Source organism: Chitinophaga arvensicola (genome assembly GCF_900110835.1).
Classification (GTDB): Bacteria; Bacteroidota; Bacteroidia; order Chitinophagales; family Chitinophagaceae; genus Chitinophaga; species Chitinophaga arvensicola.
This window is the reverse complement of record NZ_FOJG01000001.1, coordinates 3,394,627-3,410,608: the sequence shown is the minus strand read 5'-3', so window position 1 is coordinate 3,410,608 and position 15,982 is coordinate 3,394,627. Positions and strand designations below refer to the sequence as shown.

18 protein-coding genes are annotated in these 15,982 nt (G+C 40.5%); 8 read left to right on the top strand and 10 right to left on the bottom strand.

The genetic code is table 11. The features are described 5' to 3' along the window. Positions 1-88 precede the first annotated feature (88 nt). The 3 genes from BMW79_RS14160 to BMW79_RS14150 form a co-directional block, all read right to left on the bottom strand. On the bottom strand, positions 89-1,069 hold the full coding sequence (locus tag BMW79_RS14160) for a BT_3044 domain-containing protein (protein ID WP_089895781.1): 981 nt from the start codon (positions 1,067-1,069) through the stop codon (positions 89-91). A gap of 64 nt (positions 1,070-1,133) precedes the next feature. Next, positions 1,134-1,646: a hypothetical protein gene (locus tag BMW79_RS14155; protein ID WP_089895779.1), complete on the bottom strand. Its 513-nt coding sequence runs from the start codon at positions 1,644-1,646 to the stop codon at positions 1,134-1,136. Positions 1,647-2,025: 379 nt separating this feature from the next. Then, entirely contained in the window at positions 2,026-2,949 is a 924-nt protein-coding gene (locus BMW79_RS14150; RefSeq protein WP_089895777.1) for a quinone oxidoreductase family protein, read from the bottom strand. A gap of 135 nt (positions 2,950-3,084) precedes the next feature. Here BMW79_RS14150 and BMW79_RS14145 point away from each other — a divergent pair, with 135 nt between their 5' ends. Beyond that, on the top strand, positions 3,085-3,516 hold the full coding sequence (locus tag BMW79_RS14145; RefSeq protein ID WP_089895775.1) for a winged helix-turn-helix transcriptional regulator: 432 nt from the start codon (positions 3,085-3,087) through the stop codon (positions 3,514-3,516). Between the two features lie 324 nt (positions 3,517-3,840). Here BMW79_RS14145 and BMW79_RS14140 read toward each other — a convergent pair whose 3' ends face one another. The 3 genes from BMW79_RS14140 to BMW79_RS14130 all read right to left on the bottom strand — a co-directional run bounded on the left by BMW79_RS14140 (position 3,841) and on the right by BMW79_RS14130 (position 5,611). Further along, positions 3,841-4,566: a hypothetical protein gene (locus tag BMW79_RS14140; RefSeq protein ID WP_089895773.1), complete on the bottom strand. Its 726-nt coding sequence runs from the start codon at positions 4,564-4,566 to the stop codon at positions 3,841-3,843. Continuing rightward, positions 4,547-4,912 carry a glycine-rich domain-containing protein gene (locus BMW79_RS14135; protein WP_089895771.1) on the bottom strand — a complete coding sequence of 122 codons (366 nt, stop codon included), beginning with the start codon at positions 4,910-4,912 and terminating at the stop codon, positions 4,547-4,549. The genes BMW79_RS14140 and BMW79_RS14135 overlap by 20 nt, the downstream gene beginning before the upstream one ends. Positions 4,913-5,254: 342 nt before the next feature. Next, positions 5,255-5,611 (bottom strand): hypothetical protein, encoded by a 357-nt coding sequence (locus tag BMW79_RS14130; RefSeq protein ID WP_089895769.1) that lies wholly within the window; start codon positions 5,609-5,611, stop codon positions 5,255-5,257. A 565-nt stretch (positions 5,612-6,176) separates the two neighbouring features. Here BMW79_RS14130 and BMW79_RS14125 point away from each other — a divergent pair. After that, positions 6,177-6,845 carry a hypothetical protein gene (locus BMW79_RS14125; protein WP_089895767.1) on the top strand — a complete coding sequence of 223 codons (669 nt, stop codon included), beginning with the start codon at positions 6,177-6,179 and terminating at the stop codon, positions 6,843-6,845. A gap of 280 nt (positions 6,846-7,125) precedes the next feature. Here BMW79_RS14125 and BMW79_RS14120 read toward each other — a convergent pair whose 3' ends face one another. Continuing rightward, positions 7,126-7,698 carry a hypothetical protein gene (locus BMW79_RS14120; RefSeq protein WP_177192166.1) on the bottom strand — a complete coding sequence of 191 codons (573 nt, stop codon included), beginning with the start codon at positions 7,696-7,698 and terminating at the stop codon, positions 7,126-7,128. Between the two features lie 339 nt (positions 7,699-8,037). Here BMW79_RS14120 and BMW79_RS14115 point away from each other — a divergent pair, with 339 nt between their 5' ends. The 3 genes from BMW79_RS14115 (at position 8,038) to BMW79_RS14105 (ending at position 11,692) form a co-directional block, all read left to right on the top strand. Further along, positions 8,038-9,522 carry a hypothetical protein gene (locus BMW79_RS14115; RefSeq protein WP_089895763.1) on the top strand — a complete coding sequence of 495 codons (1,485 nt, stop codon included), beginning with the start codon at positions 8,038-8,040 and terminating at the stop codon, positions 9,520-9,522. Positions 9,523-9,923: 401 nt separating this feature from the next. Next, positions 9,924-10,742, top strand: a complete 819-nt coding sequence (locus tag BMW79_RS14110; RefSeq protein ID WP_089895761.1) for an SDR family NAD(P)-dependent oxidoreductase — start codon at positions 9,924-9,926, stop codon at positions 10,740-10,742. A 65-nt stretch (positions 10,743-10,807) separates the two neighbouring features. Next, the gene (locus BMW79_RS14105; RefSeq protein ID WP_089895759.1) at positions 10,808-11,692 is read left to right on the top strand and encodes a helix-turn-helix domain-containing protein; all 885 of its coding nucleotides are present in this window, start codon (positions 10,808-10,810) and stop codon (positions 11,690-11,692) included. 9 nt (positions 11,693-11,701) lie between these two features. Here the strand turns inward: BMW79_RS14105 and BMW79_RS14100 are convergent, their stop codons facing one another. Beyond that, complete coding sequence (locus tag BMW79_RS14100; RefSeq protein WP_089895757.1) at positions 11,702-12,652, bottom strand: MBL fold metallo-hydrolase; 951 nt, start codon at positions 12,650-12,652, stop codon at positions 11,702-11,704. 57 nt (positions 12,653-12,709) lie between these two features. Then, a complete protein-coding gene (locus BMW79_RS14095; protein WP_143059157.1) occupies positions 12,710-12,970 on the bottom strand; it encodes a hypothetical protein in 261 nt (86 codons plus the stop codon). A 248-nt stretch (positions 12,971-13,218) separates the two neighbouring features. On the opposite strand from BMW79_RS14095, the gene BMW79_RS14090 reads away from it, so the two are divergent. Then, positions 13,219-14,166: a GIY-YIG nuclease family protein gene (locus BMW79_RS14090; RefSeq protein ID WP_177192165.1), complete on the top strand. Its 948-nt coding sequence runs from the start codon at positions 13,219-13,221 to the stop codon at positions 14,164-14,166. Positions 14,167-14,169: 3 nt separating this feature from the next. On the opposite strand, the gene BMW79_RS14085 is transcribed toward BMW79_RS14090, so the two are convergent. Beyond that, positions 14,170-14,856 (bottom strand): hypothetical protein, encoded by a 687-nt coding sequence (locus BMW79_RS14085; protein ID WP_089895751.1) that lies wholly within the window; start codon positions 14,854-14,856, stop codon positions 14,170-14,172. 135 nt (positions 14,857-14,991) lie between these two features. Here BMW79_RS14085 and BMW79_RS14080 point away from each other — a divergent pair, with 135 nt between their 5' ends. Both BMW79_RS14080 and BMW79_RS14075 read left to right on the top strand, forming a co-directional pair. After that, a complete protein-coding gene (locus BMW79_RS14080) occupies positions 14,992-15,414 on the top strand; it encodes a PaaI family thioesterase (protein ID WP_089895749.1) in 423 nt (140 codons plus the stop codon). A gap of 3 nt (positions 15,415-15,417) precedes the next feature. After that, positions 15,418-15,948, top strand: coding sequence for a DinB family protein (locus BMW79_RS14075; protein ID WP_089895748.1), 531 nt, complete (start codon positions 15,418-15,420; stop codon positions 15,946-15,948). Positions 15,949-15,982 lie beyond the last annotated feature (34 nt).

The following is a 15,982-nucleotide window of genomic DNA, read 5'->3' as shown; positions in this document are numbered from 1 at the left end:
TCCGCAAAAATAGGGATTAAAAAGGCAACGCGATTATAATAAACGGGATAATAATTTAGGTTTTGCGCTTTTTTCGGAGCGCCTGTCTTTAAAAGTAAGTGATGGTACGTTCTACAATGAGGAAAGGTTTACCGTCGTGGTAAGCTGTTTTACGGGTCCAGTTGCCTTTGGCGTCATATAGGTATTCATAGCGGAATGTTTCTTCAACACTGTTGGCGGGCCTGTTTCGCAGCACATTCTCCGTGAGCTGTTGATTACTATCAAATTTTTCAGTCCTTACACGGTAAACAATTCCGTTCTTATTAAATGCGGCCGTTTCACGGGTATTTCCATCATAGGTGTAGGTGTTCTTCACCGGCACTCCGTTCGTTCCTTCAATCGTTACCGCTTCTATGGGTCTGTCTTTACTGTCGTATTCAAAATTTTCAGTCAGCAGCAGTGCTCCTTTCTCATCAAAGGATTGCTTTGCAATCATTAGCCCTCTTGTATTATAGCTGTAACGTGTCGTCTCTGTATTTACACCATCGGGTAAAAGGTATTTTTCTATCGTCACTTTTCCGCTGTCGTTGCAGGTATATTCAATAGCCCCGGTGAACAGCGCTGATTGTTTGTAGTTATTTGTCTCTTTTTCTGTAGTGCCGGCCACAAAACGATAGGCGTCTGCTCGTATTGGAACACCATCTTTGTTGTATGACCATACTGACAGCCGACGGACCTCTGCAAACCGTGGATCGTAGTTATATGTTTTCTTTGATGTGAGCTTTCCTTCCGGGCCTATCTCATATACTGTTTTTTCTTCGGCCTTTCCTTTTTCATCGAAAGAGACTTTGGTCAATAAAATCCCCTGCTCACTAAAACTCAGTTGTGCATTATCAATGGCATCTGCATCGCCGCCCCGCTGGCCCTTCTGAGGTTTTCCTGCATTCATGACTACCGTATAGGGCGTTTGAATAACAACGCGTGGCTTGCCTTTCAGGTTGAAATCGGACCGGTACTGCGCGGCGGATTGTCCTTGTCCGTAGGCTGCTGTTGCAATAATGAAGTACAGAAAAATGAATAGTTGTTTCATATAAAACCGGGGTTAACCCGCTATTTTCAGATGGCATGCGAAGCAGCAAATGTAAATGATTTATTTACGCATTTACCTCTCCTTCCAATAAGTTCATTAATAACCCTTTTACCCTTTTACTTTCAAATCTGAATCCCAGTACAATGAAGATAATCGCTCCTATCCACATAAAAAATGGCCACCAGGCAGGAAACATCGAAAACAATCCAGCCCCCGGAAAGTAAGGAAGATTAAACAGTAGCCGGAAGCAGATAAAAGTGAGTAATGCCATCCAGCAACCAAAAAATATTATCGCCGGCTTTGTAAATGTTAGGGTGAACGCCACTTCCGTTTTTCCGAGGAATGGTGTTATTGCGCCTTTTACACGAGGCAGCATATTGTTCTTTTTTGGAGTAACTCTTGTCAGTTCAAACGTATCTTCCGAAACATCGCCGACAAACATCGTATCCTGTGTGTCAAATGAAAATACGCCGGGACGGGGTGCCGTGTTCTCCGACAAGCGCCTGGTTATTTCTGTTTTACTCAACTTTGTTACAAAGCTATACTGCTCATAGGGTAATAAACTTTTCAGCGACATTGAAACGACATTTTAAATTGATAACGACAGGCCATAGATACCAGGTCAGCGATACCCTTTTTTTCAGAGTGTACGGAAAATTCCAGGCAAAAGAGATGTTTCTGTTACAGTAGCATAGGCAATACGGGTGCAAAATAATTAAATAATTGATATGCTGATTACCTGTAGCTGATGTCTGTAAAGATTATAAAACATACAGCGCTCGTTTTTGTAAATGTAAATTATCTTTATCCGGGACAGCGGAGGATGCTGAGCAGAACCGGATGTTCAATCAGGTCAAGAACATCAGCATGAATTATCTATTGGAAGAAAGCCCGTAGATCAATGAATTTACAGGCTTTCCTATTTCGCGGCTACATGCTTACAATATCCTGCCACCTTAAACTTTGAGTACTACTTTTCCAAACACTTTACCCGATTCCAGTCTTTCATGTGCTCTTGCAGCTTCCGCCAGCGGATAAACACTGTCAATTACGGAAGTAATCCTTCCTTCTACTGCCAACATAAATATATCAGTCAGGGCAGTTGTTAGCTGGCTATCAGTAATGGAATTAAGACTAAGAAATGAAATGGCCAGTGATTTCCGGAACGATGATACCAATGGCATCGCAAAATCGGGTAGCGGAAAGCCGCCGGCAACACCATTGACTACATAACGGCCGTTGGCTTTCAGCCTGGTAAAGAAAGAGGACAGCTCATTTCCTGCAACAGGATCAATGATAAGATCATATTCCCGTGCCCCGTCATCAAATTGCAGCACACCCAATGCGGATAGCATGGAGCGCTTTTCAGGAGAGCTGGTGGATGCAGTTACCTTCGCACCGCTGATCTTTGCCAGTTGTGCGGTGATAGTACCTATTCCGCCGCCCGCTCCTCTCACCAATACTTCTTTCTCATTTCCGCAGTGCCCGTGCAATAACGAGAAATGTGCCACTAATGCGTTAATTCCCAATGCAACGGCAGCCTCTGAAGATAACGCAGCAGGTATTTCGGTGATACTGGTAACGTTGGCAATAAGCTGCTCTGCATAACCTCCGCTTTCTACTTTGGCAAATACCCGTTTCCCTATCCATTCCCCGGCTCCGGCTACAACCCTTCCTGCCACCTCCACACCTGGCACAAACCCCACAGGAGAAAGGCCAGGGAATAATCCCTTTCTAAAAAGTACATCTACTAATCCAACGCCACAGGCTTCTACCGCTATAAGCACTTGTTCTGCACCTGGCTCTGGCGGCTCAACTGTTGTAACACAAAGTTCATCCGGGCTTCCAAAGGCTTTAATACTTACTACTTTAACTGACATACTATTCGGTTTTAATAAAGATCAAAGGTATTCCGGGTAGCACTACAAGAGGCATCAGTTACCTTCAGGCAACTGATTACCCCATGGTAACCGATAAAAATAATAAGTAACTTGCCGGCACGTAAACAGGACTGTATGAAGAAGAAAGACGGTATTGAACAAATAGCAGAATGCTCCTATAACCGACTCGCCATTATGGATGCAGTATCAATGCTGTCGGGCAAATGGAAAATCCCGGTTTTATGTGCGCTAATGCAGCATGGTAGTCTTTGTTTCCTGGATATTGTCAGGCATGTACATGGTATATCAGCCAAAACGCTGACAAAAGAGTTACGGGAAATGGCATCCAATCAGTTGTTGACACGAACAGTATTGAATACGCGTCCCGTTACCGTGGAATATGCATTAACAGATTACGGCAGAACACTTGATAAAGCTGTATTCGAGCTCCTGGCCTGGGGCTTGGTTCACCGGAAGAGATTAATTGGAAAAGATACACTGGGCGAAAAGAGTGCATATAGTTATATTTCGGAAATGCAGCAGGACTGGCCAGTGAATAGACAGTGATTAATTGACACTGCTAAGGGATGGCTTTTAAACAAACAAGACAATAGTAATGCTGCCTTGTTAAAGAATAATATTTTTCCTCGTTATAATTATTTATCAAAAATACACTACGCTATTTTATCGCGGTATAACTCTATGTCATGATTCCTGATGCCATTGCTGATCTCTCTTTGAGGAGGAAGCATCCGGATATCAAATCCGGTCAACTTAGTATGAGGAAAAGATGATCGATCTTGTTGCGCGTGAAAGTCGATTGCAAAAAATAATGGAAGCGCGCAGTAAGCGCGCACGTTAATACCGGGCTTCCGGCCTCTTTTAGCTAATCTACAGCATATCTGAGTCAGGGCCGGCATCCTCAGTCTCGGAGGTACTTTGACCGGGAGCGGGAAAAAGCGCGGCAGATGGAGGAATAGGACGGAATAAAAAAACCTTATATACTTCCTCAATCCAGGTTTCTCTAAAACGTCGAACCGTAAAATAACAGATCCTGACTATCAGTACAGCAATAACCAGGAATATGCACCATTTTATATAAACATTCATTTCTATCTTTGAAAATATATAGTAGACACAAAGAATGGTCGGAAATATAATGGCAGAACCAAACTGAGAAACAGATATAGCGCGATCAATAATCTGCCCCATTCTTTTATACTCGGTCATAAGCACTATCGTTAAACATTGATAGAAGTATTCCTTATCTTTCATAATAATATCTTCTGCAACCCCTTCCAGCTTAAATTCTTCTTTAATCCGCCGCGCCAGATTCTCCTTTATCACAGTTGGAAACTGGAGATTAACAATCAAGCGCATATCCTGTTTCTTATAAATCAATTTGTTTATAATAGTTATTTGAAACTGGGACTGAATAAAACCGGAAAGGGCCGAAAAGATCAGAAATGAAAAGATGAATGCATTTGACTTAATAAGTTCGATATTCGTAATGACCTGGATAGCGTTCTTATCAAATAGAATAGCCAGAACAATCACATTAAGTAGAATACCGGGTATTATGTAAATAACAAGATCCTTAAAATAAGAATGGTTCATTCGAATAAGCGGTTGGGGTGTTCTTTGAGCCACTATCGCAACGACATTCGAATGATTCTGATAGCATCTCTGCTGTACCAGCTTTATCAAAATGAGGATAGTGATGAATAAATCTTCCTAAATAGTTGTGACAAAAAGCCTGATAGTCATATGTATGAAGTATAAAACTATGCCAAAAAGCATCAATTTCTTCATTGGGTACATTCTTATCAATTGTCAGGCAATCGACTAAGAAAAGTTTCAGTTCTTCAAATATTACCTCACTTTGGTGCAGAGGCATATTATGCTTTCCTGCATGATACAGTACTAGCTCATGATTCTTGTAACTCTGAACAGATAAGATCATATGTGGTTAGTTTGACTTCAATTTAAAACCTTAAGTCTTAGAAAAAAGTTATTCTGTTGTTAAGCAATAACGTTTATAATTTGAACTGATTTAAGATATTTCGGGGGCGAGGTAATGTGACTCAAAGCGTATTAATGAAACGGTGACCCTCATATACTCACCGGACAAGGGTTTTAGCCAAAATAAAAACAGGACAAACGGGAATGCATCTCATTTGTCCTGTAAAGTCGGGATGACTGGACCAAATTCGAACCTCTTAATCGAAGATTTGACTGAAATTAGTACATTGATTACTCAGTTAGATATAACTTAACATATCGAATAACCAGGATTGCGCGGCGCCTAGCTCTTATTTTTTTGTTTAATGGATGCAAAAAACGCTCTTGCCCATGGAGCATCATTTTGGTCCTCAAATGAAATAACACAAATAAGAATCTGGTTGACAGATTTTTTTGCACCCTTCAACTGCCACTTGCCGGCGTCTTGGATTATTTGAGGCTCATTTGAGAATGCTTCACTTGCAGTAAGCAGGTTACCACTGACGTTAAGAACAGAAAAATAAATCGCGATTCTTGCATCCTCGTTTACATATTGAATAGAATCAGAATTATAAATAACGTCAAATTCTGTACCTATATCAATCTCCCAATTCTTAAGGTATTTTTTCTCTCTGCTGCTTTTTCTAAAAAAATTGAACATACAATAAATTAACTTATACATCTTTGCAAGTAAAGTATTAACGCCTCACAGAGATTATAATCGCAGATAATACAGGTAAATATTTTTTGAACAGTTATCTCCGAACTACCTGCGCTAACGAGGCAAATTTACATTTCATTATGTTATCAATGAAGTGGAGGGACAAAAGAAAATTACAACTTATGCTTACAAACAATCTCGCTAAATTCGAACCTCAATTATTATATTTGAACAAGTTATGTCATCGCCGAAAACTATCCAAACAATGAAGTCCTCTTTGGCAAATGGGTTCATTATCAAATCGGGCAGGCTGGAGAAATGTTTAACCAGTTTATTGATGCTCCTATTCAAATTCAATGACCTAAGTAGTTATTTCTATTTAATCTTTAGAAATAGGTATAAAATATAGCTTGTATCAAGCAGATAAGACCAATAGTTGTCACTTTATTTATTGCTATTAGATCTAATCAATCGAGCATCAAAGTTAACTTTTTTAATATTAATGCGCAATTAGGATGCGTAGAATAGCATTTGCTTTGCGAAAAAGAAAAAACAAGAAAGGGGAATGGAAAATTTTCGTGATTCATATCACCACTCGATCATAGACGAAGTTTGGATTACACTTCCTAGTTTTATTGAATGGTTAAAAAACAAAAGGGATAAAACAAAACATTATTATTCCATAAATCTCACAATACTATTTCATTCTACTTGTATCATTGAAGGTTTCTTGTTCCAATTACTAACCGACAATTGTGGACATCCCAGTCAAAATGAAACAATAGAAGACCGGTTGCGAATAGATCTTTTTAAAAAGTTGGAAAGTGCCTCCTGGCTTCAGTATGTAGAGTTTTTTCAGCTAATATCAGGTAAAAAACTAACCGAGCTAACTGATAATGAAACATGGAAAGCTATAACAGTACTTTTTCAGCTTCGAAATCAGTTAACCCATGGGAAGTATCTGGAATTAAATTTCAAAACTTTGGAGAGTTCAGAGCCTCTTATAAATGGAAAATACGCCCACATATATACATACTACAAAGAAGTAGGACTGATTGACCTCAAACGGGAAAATTTCGTACCTGGTATTGTCTCATTTGTAACTTCCGAATCTGCCGACTTCTTCTATTTAAAAACCAAGAAACTATTAGAAGATATTTTGACGGGTTATCCGGATGAAAATTGGTTAGGCCCTGTGAAAGAGACTTATAACCTCGCCTTTGAAGTAGAATAGTATTATGCTATACTTGCTATGCTGATCATACCGGCGTCCGTGAATCCAATTGGATTCGAACCTGTTTTAATTTGCTTAAATTCAACCAAATGCCTCTTTTACTTCAAACAGGTTAAAAATTATCTCAATTAAAAAACTCTTCACGGATGAAGAACTATTTCTCTAAAAACAGCAGGCCGGCGATTTTAACACAATTATTCCAGTAAAACCTTACACTGAGGGCACTGTAAGACTCTTCGCTCATTCTATAACAACACCTCAAAACATAGACGCTACATTTTCATAAAGTGAGAACATGATCGTCATACCATTTCTTTACAAAATAATATGCAATCCAACCGACAGCCTCCGTTATATCATGATCAACATTGTTGTCTGTATGGCAAAATCCAACGTTATGCGCAAATTCATGACAGATATGAATTCCATATGCATAAGTAAAAGGTAGTTCCTTCCCCATATCACATCTGATATTTTTATAAAATGAGGTTATAGAGTCCTTATTGGGGCAAGTATTTCCTAAACCAAAGCACCTACCCCAAAAAGGTAGTTTACCCTGAATCTTTAATACTAGTTTTAATCCAACCGCTGATCGGCGAAAAATACTATCTAAAATTGTTTGTCCCAAAATGCTATCACCAACAATATCTTTACTATTATCACAACCAAGACAGAAATTGCTATACGGAAATTTTCGTTTAATTATTGAATCTTGAAACTCGTTAGAATTTAATAGCAAAGATGCAATTTTCAATGCCTTCGTAGCGCTATCTATAGTCACAGTCTTTATATCAGATTTAAATGTCACCACTACCAAGCGGACATTTCTCTGTCCGAAAACGAGTAGTGGCATAAAAAGGATTAGAGCAGAATAGATTACTTTCATTATCAAGGGGCTATAAATGATTCTCCATATGTTAGGAGCTTAATTCGTACCAACTGCAAATAAATATATACATTTTCTATGTTTTATTCAAAAACATTGGAATGGATCCAAATTTTGAGTAATTTAAATTATGCTATTACCCCAATGATAGTCAATAAAACACGTTACTAATGACTCGATAATTAATACTTTCATGAAAATCAAGCTGTTCAATTGTATTAAGATCACCCCAATTTCATTTCTATAATTGTATCCCAATATTATAAATCATATTCCCTTTTATCAATCAAACTCAAAAAAATAGTCATGAAAAAAATCTACACATTTATCCTTCTTTTCGTCACTATCAATTGTTTCGGAAAAGACTTCACTTTTCAGTTTCTATATGGCTTCGGATTATCCAATACGGAAAACTGTCTGCTTTTTTATCAACTTCAGGAAAAAAGTGGAAGACTTACGGAAAAAGAACCTTTGAGTGTATCAAACAATACTATTAAAAAGATATCGATTGATACTAAAGATTATGTATCCATTATAATTTCAGGATATAGTCTTGATGAAAATAAGAGGAAAAATATATTAACCCGAAGTTTTCCCATTGCTTCTCTGAAGAAAAAAGAAAATAATAACATTGATTTAATTGCGGCAGTGGTTCAACCGGAAAGTTATACGCCGGTCGCAGAACTAATCAGATTATCATCTCAGAGCAGATATTATGAACTATTACGAAGAGATAAGGACAATCGTTTAAACTATGATCAAATAATCCCAATAGGAAGCTTTATAATTTATGATCCGAATGATTCAACTAATATAAAAAGCGCATTTAATATGCCAAATGACAATTTTCCTTTTATCGAATCCTCCAAGAAAATAGTAGACCGGTACGTTTTGAAAAAAAATGCAGGATTTGATTTGCAGATTGATTACAAAACATTGCTCAATGCCTCTACAAACAACGCAAAATCCCAATACATTGAATACCTGATAAGTATAGACTCATTACAAATACTGCACTGGCAATCCAAAAAATCAGAAATGCAATATTTAGCTGAAGAAATAAACAAAGGCAATCTAATATTTTTAAAAGACTATCTGGACAGTAACCCTTCTCTCAAATTCTTTTTCATCAGTTCATGTGCCGCTATCAAGTCATTCAAGATACAATACCAAACTCATGACAGTCTAAGCAGCATCTCAGACTTAAATGTTAATCTTTCAAATACGCCGGTAGCTCTTTCAATAAAGGCTAAGATAGTTTATGTGGCAGAAGAAGGAATGAAGTCACTTGACGAAACGCATGAATATTACACAGCTTTTAGCGGTAGGGATTACACCACTTTTGTTAGAGGATTATTAAATAAATATGACAAAGAAAATCAAATAAAAAAAGCACAATCAGATTCCGCTTCAACTAGTCAGGATCTAATAAGTACTTACAATGAATTTAGGAAAATAGATAGCACATTAGTAAACTTTAATAGTCCCTCAGTCATTGAAGGCTTTGCGAATGTACTAACCATACAGGATTATGTGGCGTCTTCTGATACTTCAGGCCAGGAAGAGAAACAACGGATTGATATTCAAAACGCGAAATTTAAAGTTTACAACGCGGCCCTAATGGTTTTAAAAACAAAAGCGACGGCATATAAAAATAGCTTAACTTACCTAAATACATTACAAACAAGCAATAGAGTAAATACACAGGTTACACCTCCAGAAGTAGTAACTCTTTCAGATATTCTGGTGGAAAAAGCTTTGAAAAATTCGATGCAAAAAAGTATAAATTAGTTCATTACAATGTAATGTAAAATAGCATGGCCAAATCCAAAATGTAATGGCAGATAAAATATATGGGATTTAAAAATGCTATGACTATTCTTCTATCGTGCTATTTCTTCTAAATTCAAAAAGTACTTTCACCCTTAAAAAACCTTGAAGTTGTATCAAAAATGCAACTTCAAGGCTCTTATTTTACGTTCTCTTTGGAGTTGCCAGCGACAACTATCAACGGGAGTAGATGTTAACTTTAAATTAGAACAGAAATCAATAAAATAACTATAAATATGCGTCAGGATCGTCAAACGCCCCCAAATTAACCCCACGTAAAAATATCCTAATCTTCCCCACTTCTGTCCTACTTCTGCAGCCAATTAACGCGCTAAATTTGTCAGACAATAAAAAATCAAACAATGTCGAAAATAATTTTTATTACCGGCGCTTCACGTGGCTTCGGTAAATTATGGGCAGAAGCTTTACTGCAAAGAGGTGATAAAGTAATCGCAACAGCACGGAACTTAAGTGCGCTCAACGATCTGGCAACCAAATACGGTGATAACGTTTTACCACTGCAGCTCGATGTTAACGACAGATCAGCTGGCTTTGCAGCAATTGCAAAAGCAAAAGAACACTTTGGGACTATTGATGTGCTGGTCAATAATGCAGGCTATGGCTTATTCGGCGCCATCGAAGAAACGACCGAAAAAGAAGCCCGGCAGCAAATGGAAACCAACTTTTTCGGATTATTGTGGCTTTCACAGGCAGTATTACCCGTCATGCGTGAGCAGGGAAATGGCCACATCATCCAGCTTTCAAGTGTACTGGGATTAATCAGCAGACCAGTGTTAGGCCTGTATGCGGCCTCTAAATTTGCGGTAGAGGGCTTAAGTGAATCGCTTGCTGCTGAAGTAAAAGGCTTTGGTATAAAAGTCTCTATTGTGGAGCCTTCCGGGTTTGATACGGAATGGGGTAATTCATCTGCTACGCACACTACGGAAATTCCAGCATATAATGAGGTAAAGGCAAGTCATCAGGCGGCTATCCCACCGGATTTCAGGGGAGATGCAAACGGTACAACAGCTGCCATTCTGAAATTAATTGACAGCGAAAATCCTCCGTTACGCCTGCTTCTCGGAAAATATGCCAATATGTTAGTTAAAAAGGAATACAGCGGCAGGAACATTGAATGGGATAGCTGGCTGGAGACAACTTTAGCGGCACAAGGTAAATAATCTTTATATTGTAGTAGTATTGATCTTCCCCTGATGATGGGGAAGATCTGTTTAATCTTTAAGCCATGCAGCACTTTAATAGTTTAGCCGATTTGCACCGCTTTAATGGTCTGCCAATGCCCGAGAATCCGCTGTTCAGCGTTTACAGGTGCCCGAAAAAAACTTCGCTTGCTGACAAGCCATTTACTTCTGACTTTTATACTATCTCCTTAAAAAAACTTAAATCGGGGATTATTATGTACGGGCGAACCAAATATGACCATGAAAATGGTTGTATGCTGTTTACCAGCCCACGTCAGGTAATAGCATTCAAAGAGCTTGAATATTATGAAGACTCATTTGTCATATTCATTCATGAGGATTTTTTGAACGGCCATTTCCTCCATCATGAGATCAGCAAATATGCTTTCTTTGATTATGAAGCAAATGAGGCACTTCATCTTTCTCCCCGTGAAGAGCAGATTATGTGGGATCTTTTTTTCAAGATCGATGCAGAATACCGCACGAATAATGATGAGTATAGCCGTAACATTATGCTTTCACATGTAGATGCCATGTTGAAGTACTCTCAGCGTTTCTACAAGCGCCAGTTTATAAACCGCTCCGAACTCTCCGGAAAAACGGTATCAAAGTTTAATGATGCACTGAGCAGCTATTTTAAAAACGGATTTACCCGGGGCTTGCCCAATGTAACTAGCCTGGCTTCGCAGCTCCATTTATCTCCCCGCTACCTCAGCGATCTGCTAAAGCAGGAAACCGGTAAAACCGCAATCGAGCTAATCCATATTTATCTTATAAATGAAGCCAAGAACCGTTTGAGAAATGACGATCAACGTGTATCAGAAATTGCTTATCAACTGGGCTTTGAGGACCTGTCCTACTTTTCACGGCTTTTTAAAAAAGAGACAGGTGTAACGCCCAATCAGTTTAAAAAACATTCTCCCAATTAAAAGAAAAACTTAAAACCTAAGCAACTTCGCCTGCTCCGGAATAATTAACTTAACACCCAGTGGGTTATACGCCTGCAACTCCTGACGGATCATCTGCTCCCGGTTGCCGCCAGGCTTGATGTGTGTAATCACCACTGGGAAATTTTTCAGCGCTTCGGCACCCGACAGTGAGGCGAGGTCTTGTAATGTTGTCATTAACCAGCGTGGGGTAAGATGGCCGAATAATTGTTTGTCCGGCTGCTCATTGGAGAAAGAGACTTCAATAAAAAGCCCCTTTAATTTTTTATCTTTTAGCAACGGGGCAACCTGTTCCCATAACCGGTGCATTTTATCGGAGTGCTCCACTGAATCAGCACCGGTATCACCCAGGTACAATACATATGCTTCTTTATGACGCACCAGGAAAGCGGTGCTTTGATAAGGGCTGGAATGACTTAGCGGGAAGGCGGTTACCTGCATATCGGTATGCGCTAAGGGCATTTCAATGCCTGGCGTAAGCACAGCATAATGGTATTTTCCCAACGCGGGCTTCTCGCCTTCGTCGGCGAAATTGGCCCAGCTTTTCCAGGAGAAGTATTTATCTTTTAATACCTCCAGGCAATAATCAAGACCATAAATATTTTTACTGCTGTCATCCGGTGAGTTAATCACCATGCCCGCCAGATGATCCAGGTGCCCATGCGATATAAGGTAGCCTTTTATATATTGTTTCAACACGTCTGTTGCAGTTCCATGCAGCAATTTAGCTTTTATGGCTTTTTCAATACCAAAGTACAAAGTACCTGCATCCAGGCAAACGTACGCATCGCTTCCCTGTGGGGCAATCATGTAAGCGGAAAGATTGCTTTCATCAATGCCGCCTTTCACCCCAAGCGGGATGACTTTGAAAAAGGTTTGTGAAAATGCGGTCTGGCCAACCAGCAGACACGCCAACGCAACAACAGTTAAAACAGACTTCATGCCCTAAAGTTATATTTTTTTAAGGTTTTAACAGAAGTGTCCAAACAGCCTGTTACCTCATTCCCCGTATTTATTACTAAATAAAATCATAACCGCTTTATACACCCCTATTGCAAACAAGAGCAATGCCGTAAGAAATAAGCCGATATATTGTGCTACCCATCCTATCAGAATAGCAACGATATGGATCTTCCCGTTATTAGGCTCAAACACCTTCCCAGAATATACATAAACGGCCAGCGCGCCGAAAATACCTATCCAGATGATCGCATACAGGTAATCAAGCGGCTTTTTACTAATTTTGTCAAACTTCAACATAATTTTGGTTTTATAGGCGCTCATCATGTCATAGGTCACTACCAGCGCCAGTTTTCATATTAACTTTTCCAGGTCAAAAATAGCAGAACGAATATTTACTTTATGTTACCGTTTTATATTTGATGATTTTAAATCCATATTCGTCAGGAATTTACAGATATTCATCCGGGCCAACGTTTTCCCAAACACCACACATCCTGTAATATTTCGTATCTTAATTCCTATTCGGTTACCTAAAGCCAGAGATGATGTCGCAATATTCTTTCGGATTTGTATACGTATTCACCAATAAAATAATGCCCCATCTGGTCAAAATCGGTATGACAACAGCGCTGGCGGAAGACAGGGCAAAAGACCTTTTTTCTACGAGCTCACCTGACCCTTTTGAAGTGGTTTTCAGCGCCATCACCTCCAACCCCACAGCACTGGAAAAGCTGACGCATGATCTCCTGAAGGACAAACGATACCGCCCCAACCGGGAATTCTTTGAAGTATCGCCGGAAGTTGCCATCGACACTATTTTACAGGCACGCCAGGAAACTGATGGTATAAAAGCCTGGGCAAAACAATCGCAGGTATTCCTGCAAAACGGTGATCGCCTGCTGTTGTCTATGCGGGCAAACCAGGTGCTTTTTCTAAGCGGCTATCCCTCCATCATCGCCCCGGAGGCAGAAATGATCGATCTGTGGCAGGCCCATACCGATGGCGATACCCTGGAACTCTATTTTACAGACGATCCCGGATATACAGCCGATATTCATGACGATGCACCTTTCTCCCATGAAGATCCCGTTCCCTATTTAAACCGGACTAAAACGGCAGATAATGACACCATCATTTATAAAGCGCGGATGGTTCCCGGAGACCGCCTCCTCTGGATGGATGATAGCGCCCCGCGTTTTGTCAGCGCCCTGTTCGAATCAAAATGCCACTGCCAGCTCATTGCCCGAACCCGTGATCCAAAGTTCACTGAAGAAGGAATTCCAAAGCTGATCAACCTGGATCCTAACTGGAAGGCCTCAACGCAGATACTGGAGGCCAGCCGCTATGTATGCTCCCTCCCACGCCCAAGGGTATGGGCGCCACGTAATCCGGACACAGATGCCGGCTGGGCTGGTGTTGCCTGGAAAAACGCGCCCCCGGAATACTGGCTGCCACAACTCAACCAAAGAGCTAAACCCCGGAAGCAGCAATAACATCTATTGCTCATTGCCCGGCCTGGCCAGCGCTTTATCCTTTTCTGCAACCGGTCCCTGGTAGCTAAACCTGCGGTTTTCATCCTGGATATTGATCAGGCAGCTGTCGCCCACCAGGAAAGGAATATTTTTGAAGACAGGCTTGCCCAATCCATCCCCCGGGGCAATGTATACCTTGTTAACTTTATCTGCTAGTGTATACGCCGAAAAGTCGCTATCGTACATGGTATGAAGCAGGTACAAATGCCTGCTGGCAGGTTCGCCTGCAAGAATTTCAAAACCTTCGTTGGTTTGCGTAGTAGCGGGAGGGTCAGTTAGTTCCGGTGATGGAGAAAAACTGAATTTCAGATAAGGGGCATGCTGATAATTGAACCTGAAAACCAGTAACAGCTTACCCGCAGGCACTTTTTTGTCTGTTAAAGAAGTGATGATATACTTATCCTTTACCGGATCAGTAGAAAGATAAACAGTATCATGTTGTTGAACCCATACCCCTTTTACAAACTGATCAACTGCTCCGTAGCTCGCAGCATAGGCAAAGCGGTTATTTTCAAATACGCATAATTCTTCCGCCACTTCCATCCGGCTGGCATTATAATAACCGGGGATGACAGGGGGCACTTTTTGTGCTTGCACAGGCGACGCCATAATTAACAGTAATAAAGTGAGTAAACCGGTAATGTATCTCATATGATGAAGTTAACCTCCAGCGGGTGCCGGTTATTCAAAGATAACATCTTTTTGCAGACGCCTGATTGAAGGTGAAGAAAGTCAACCGGCCTTTGAATAAACAAAAAAAATTTACCTTTCCGGGAAACTTCAAACATGTTAGACCCACAGATCAGCGAAAGAATCAACGCCAGTTTCGGCAGGCAGAAACTCATGCAATTTTATGGCGCCACTATTGAGCATATCGGCAAAGGAACCATTACCATATCGGTACCTCCTACCGATTTCCTCCTACGGACTTCAGGTATTTTTCATGGTGGCGTCATCGCCGCAATGGCCGATACTGCCGGTGGGTATGCCGCCACCACCCTATCTCCGGAAGATATTTCATTTCTTACGATAGAATTCAAAATCAATTTCCTGCGCCAGGCGAAAGGAGAAAAACTCATCGCCAAAGCGACTGTACTTAAAGGCGGCGCCACTATCACGGTGGTACAAACCGATCTTTTTACATTAAACAACCATCAGGAAACACAGGTGGCTACTTCTTTAATCACACTCATCAAAGCCAGCAGATAACTCATGGAAATTCATAGCATACCGCCCTTTCTTGAATACTATCATAAAGTAAGGGAGCGTACCCTCCGGATTATTAAAGTAGTTCCTGCCGATCAGTTGGACTGGTCCTACAAACCCGGAAAATTCACGATCGGTGATCAGATCAGGCATATCGCCACTATTGAAAGATACATGTTTGCCGAAACCATCGCCGGCCGCCCAAGCGCATACCAGGGTTGTGGCAAAGATCTCGCCGACGGCTACGACAACATTCTCTTCTTCTTCAACCAACTACACGAACAATCACTCGACATATTCCGGGCATTAAGTGACAATGATCTGCAACGTAAATGCACTACACCCGGACAGGTAGAAATGCGCATATGGAAATGGATGCGCGCCATGGTAGAACATGAAATTCACCACCGTGGCGAATTGTATATTTACCTGAACCTGCTGGGAGTGAAAACACCCCCTATGTACGGTCTTACAGCCGAAGAAGTAGCACAAAACAGTATCCCCATCACCGGCGCTGAAACAGATCCCGGTAAATAACCGGAACGATTTATATTTATACCCACTATCCCTG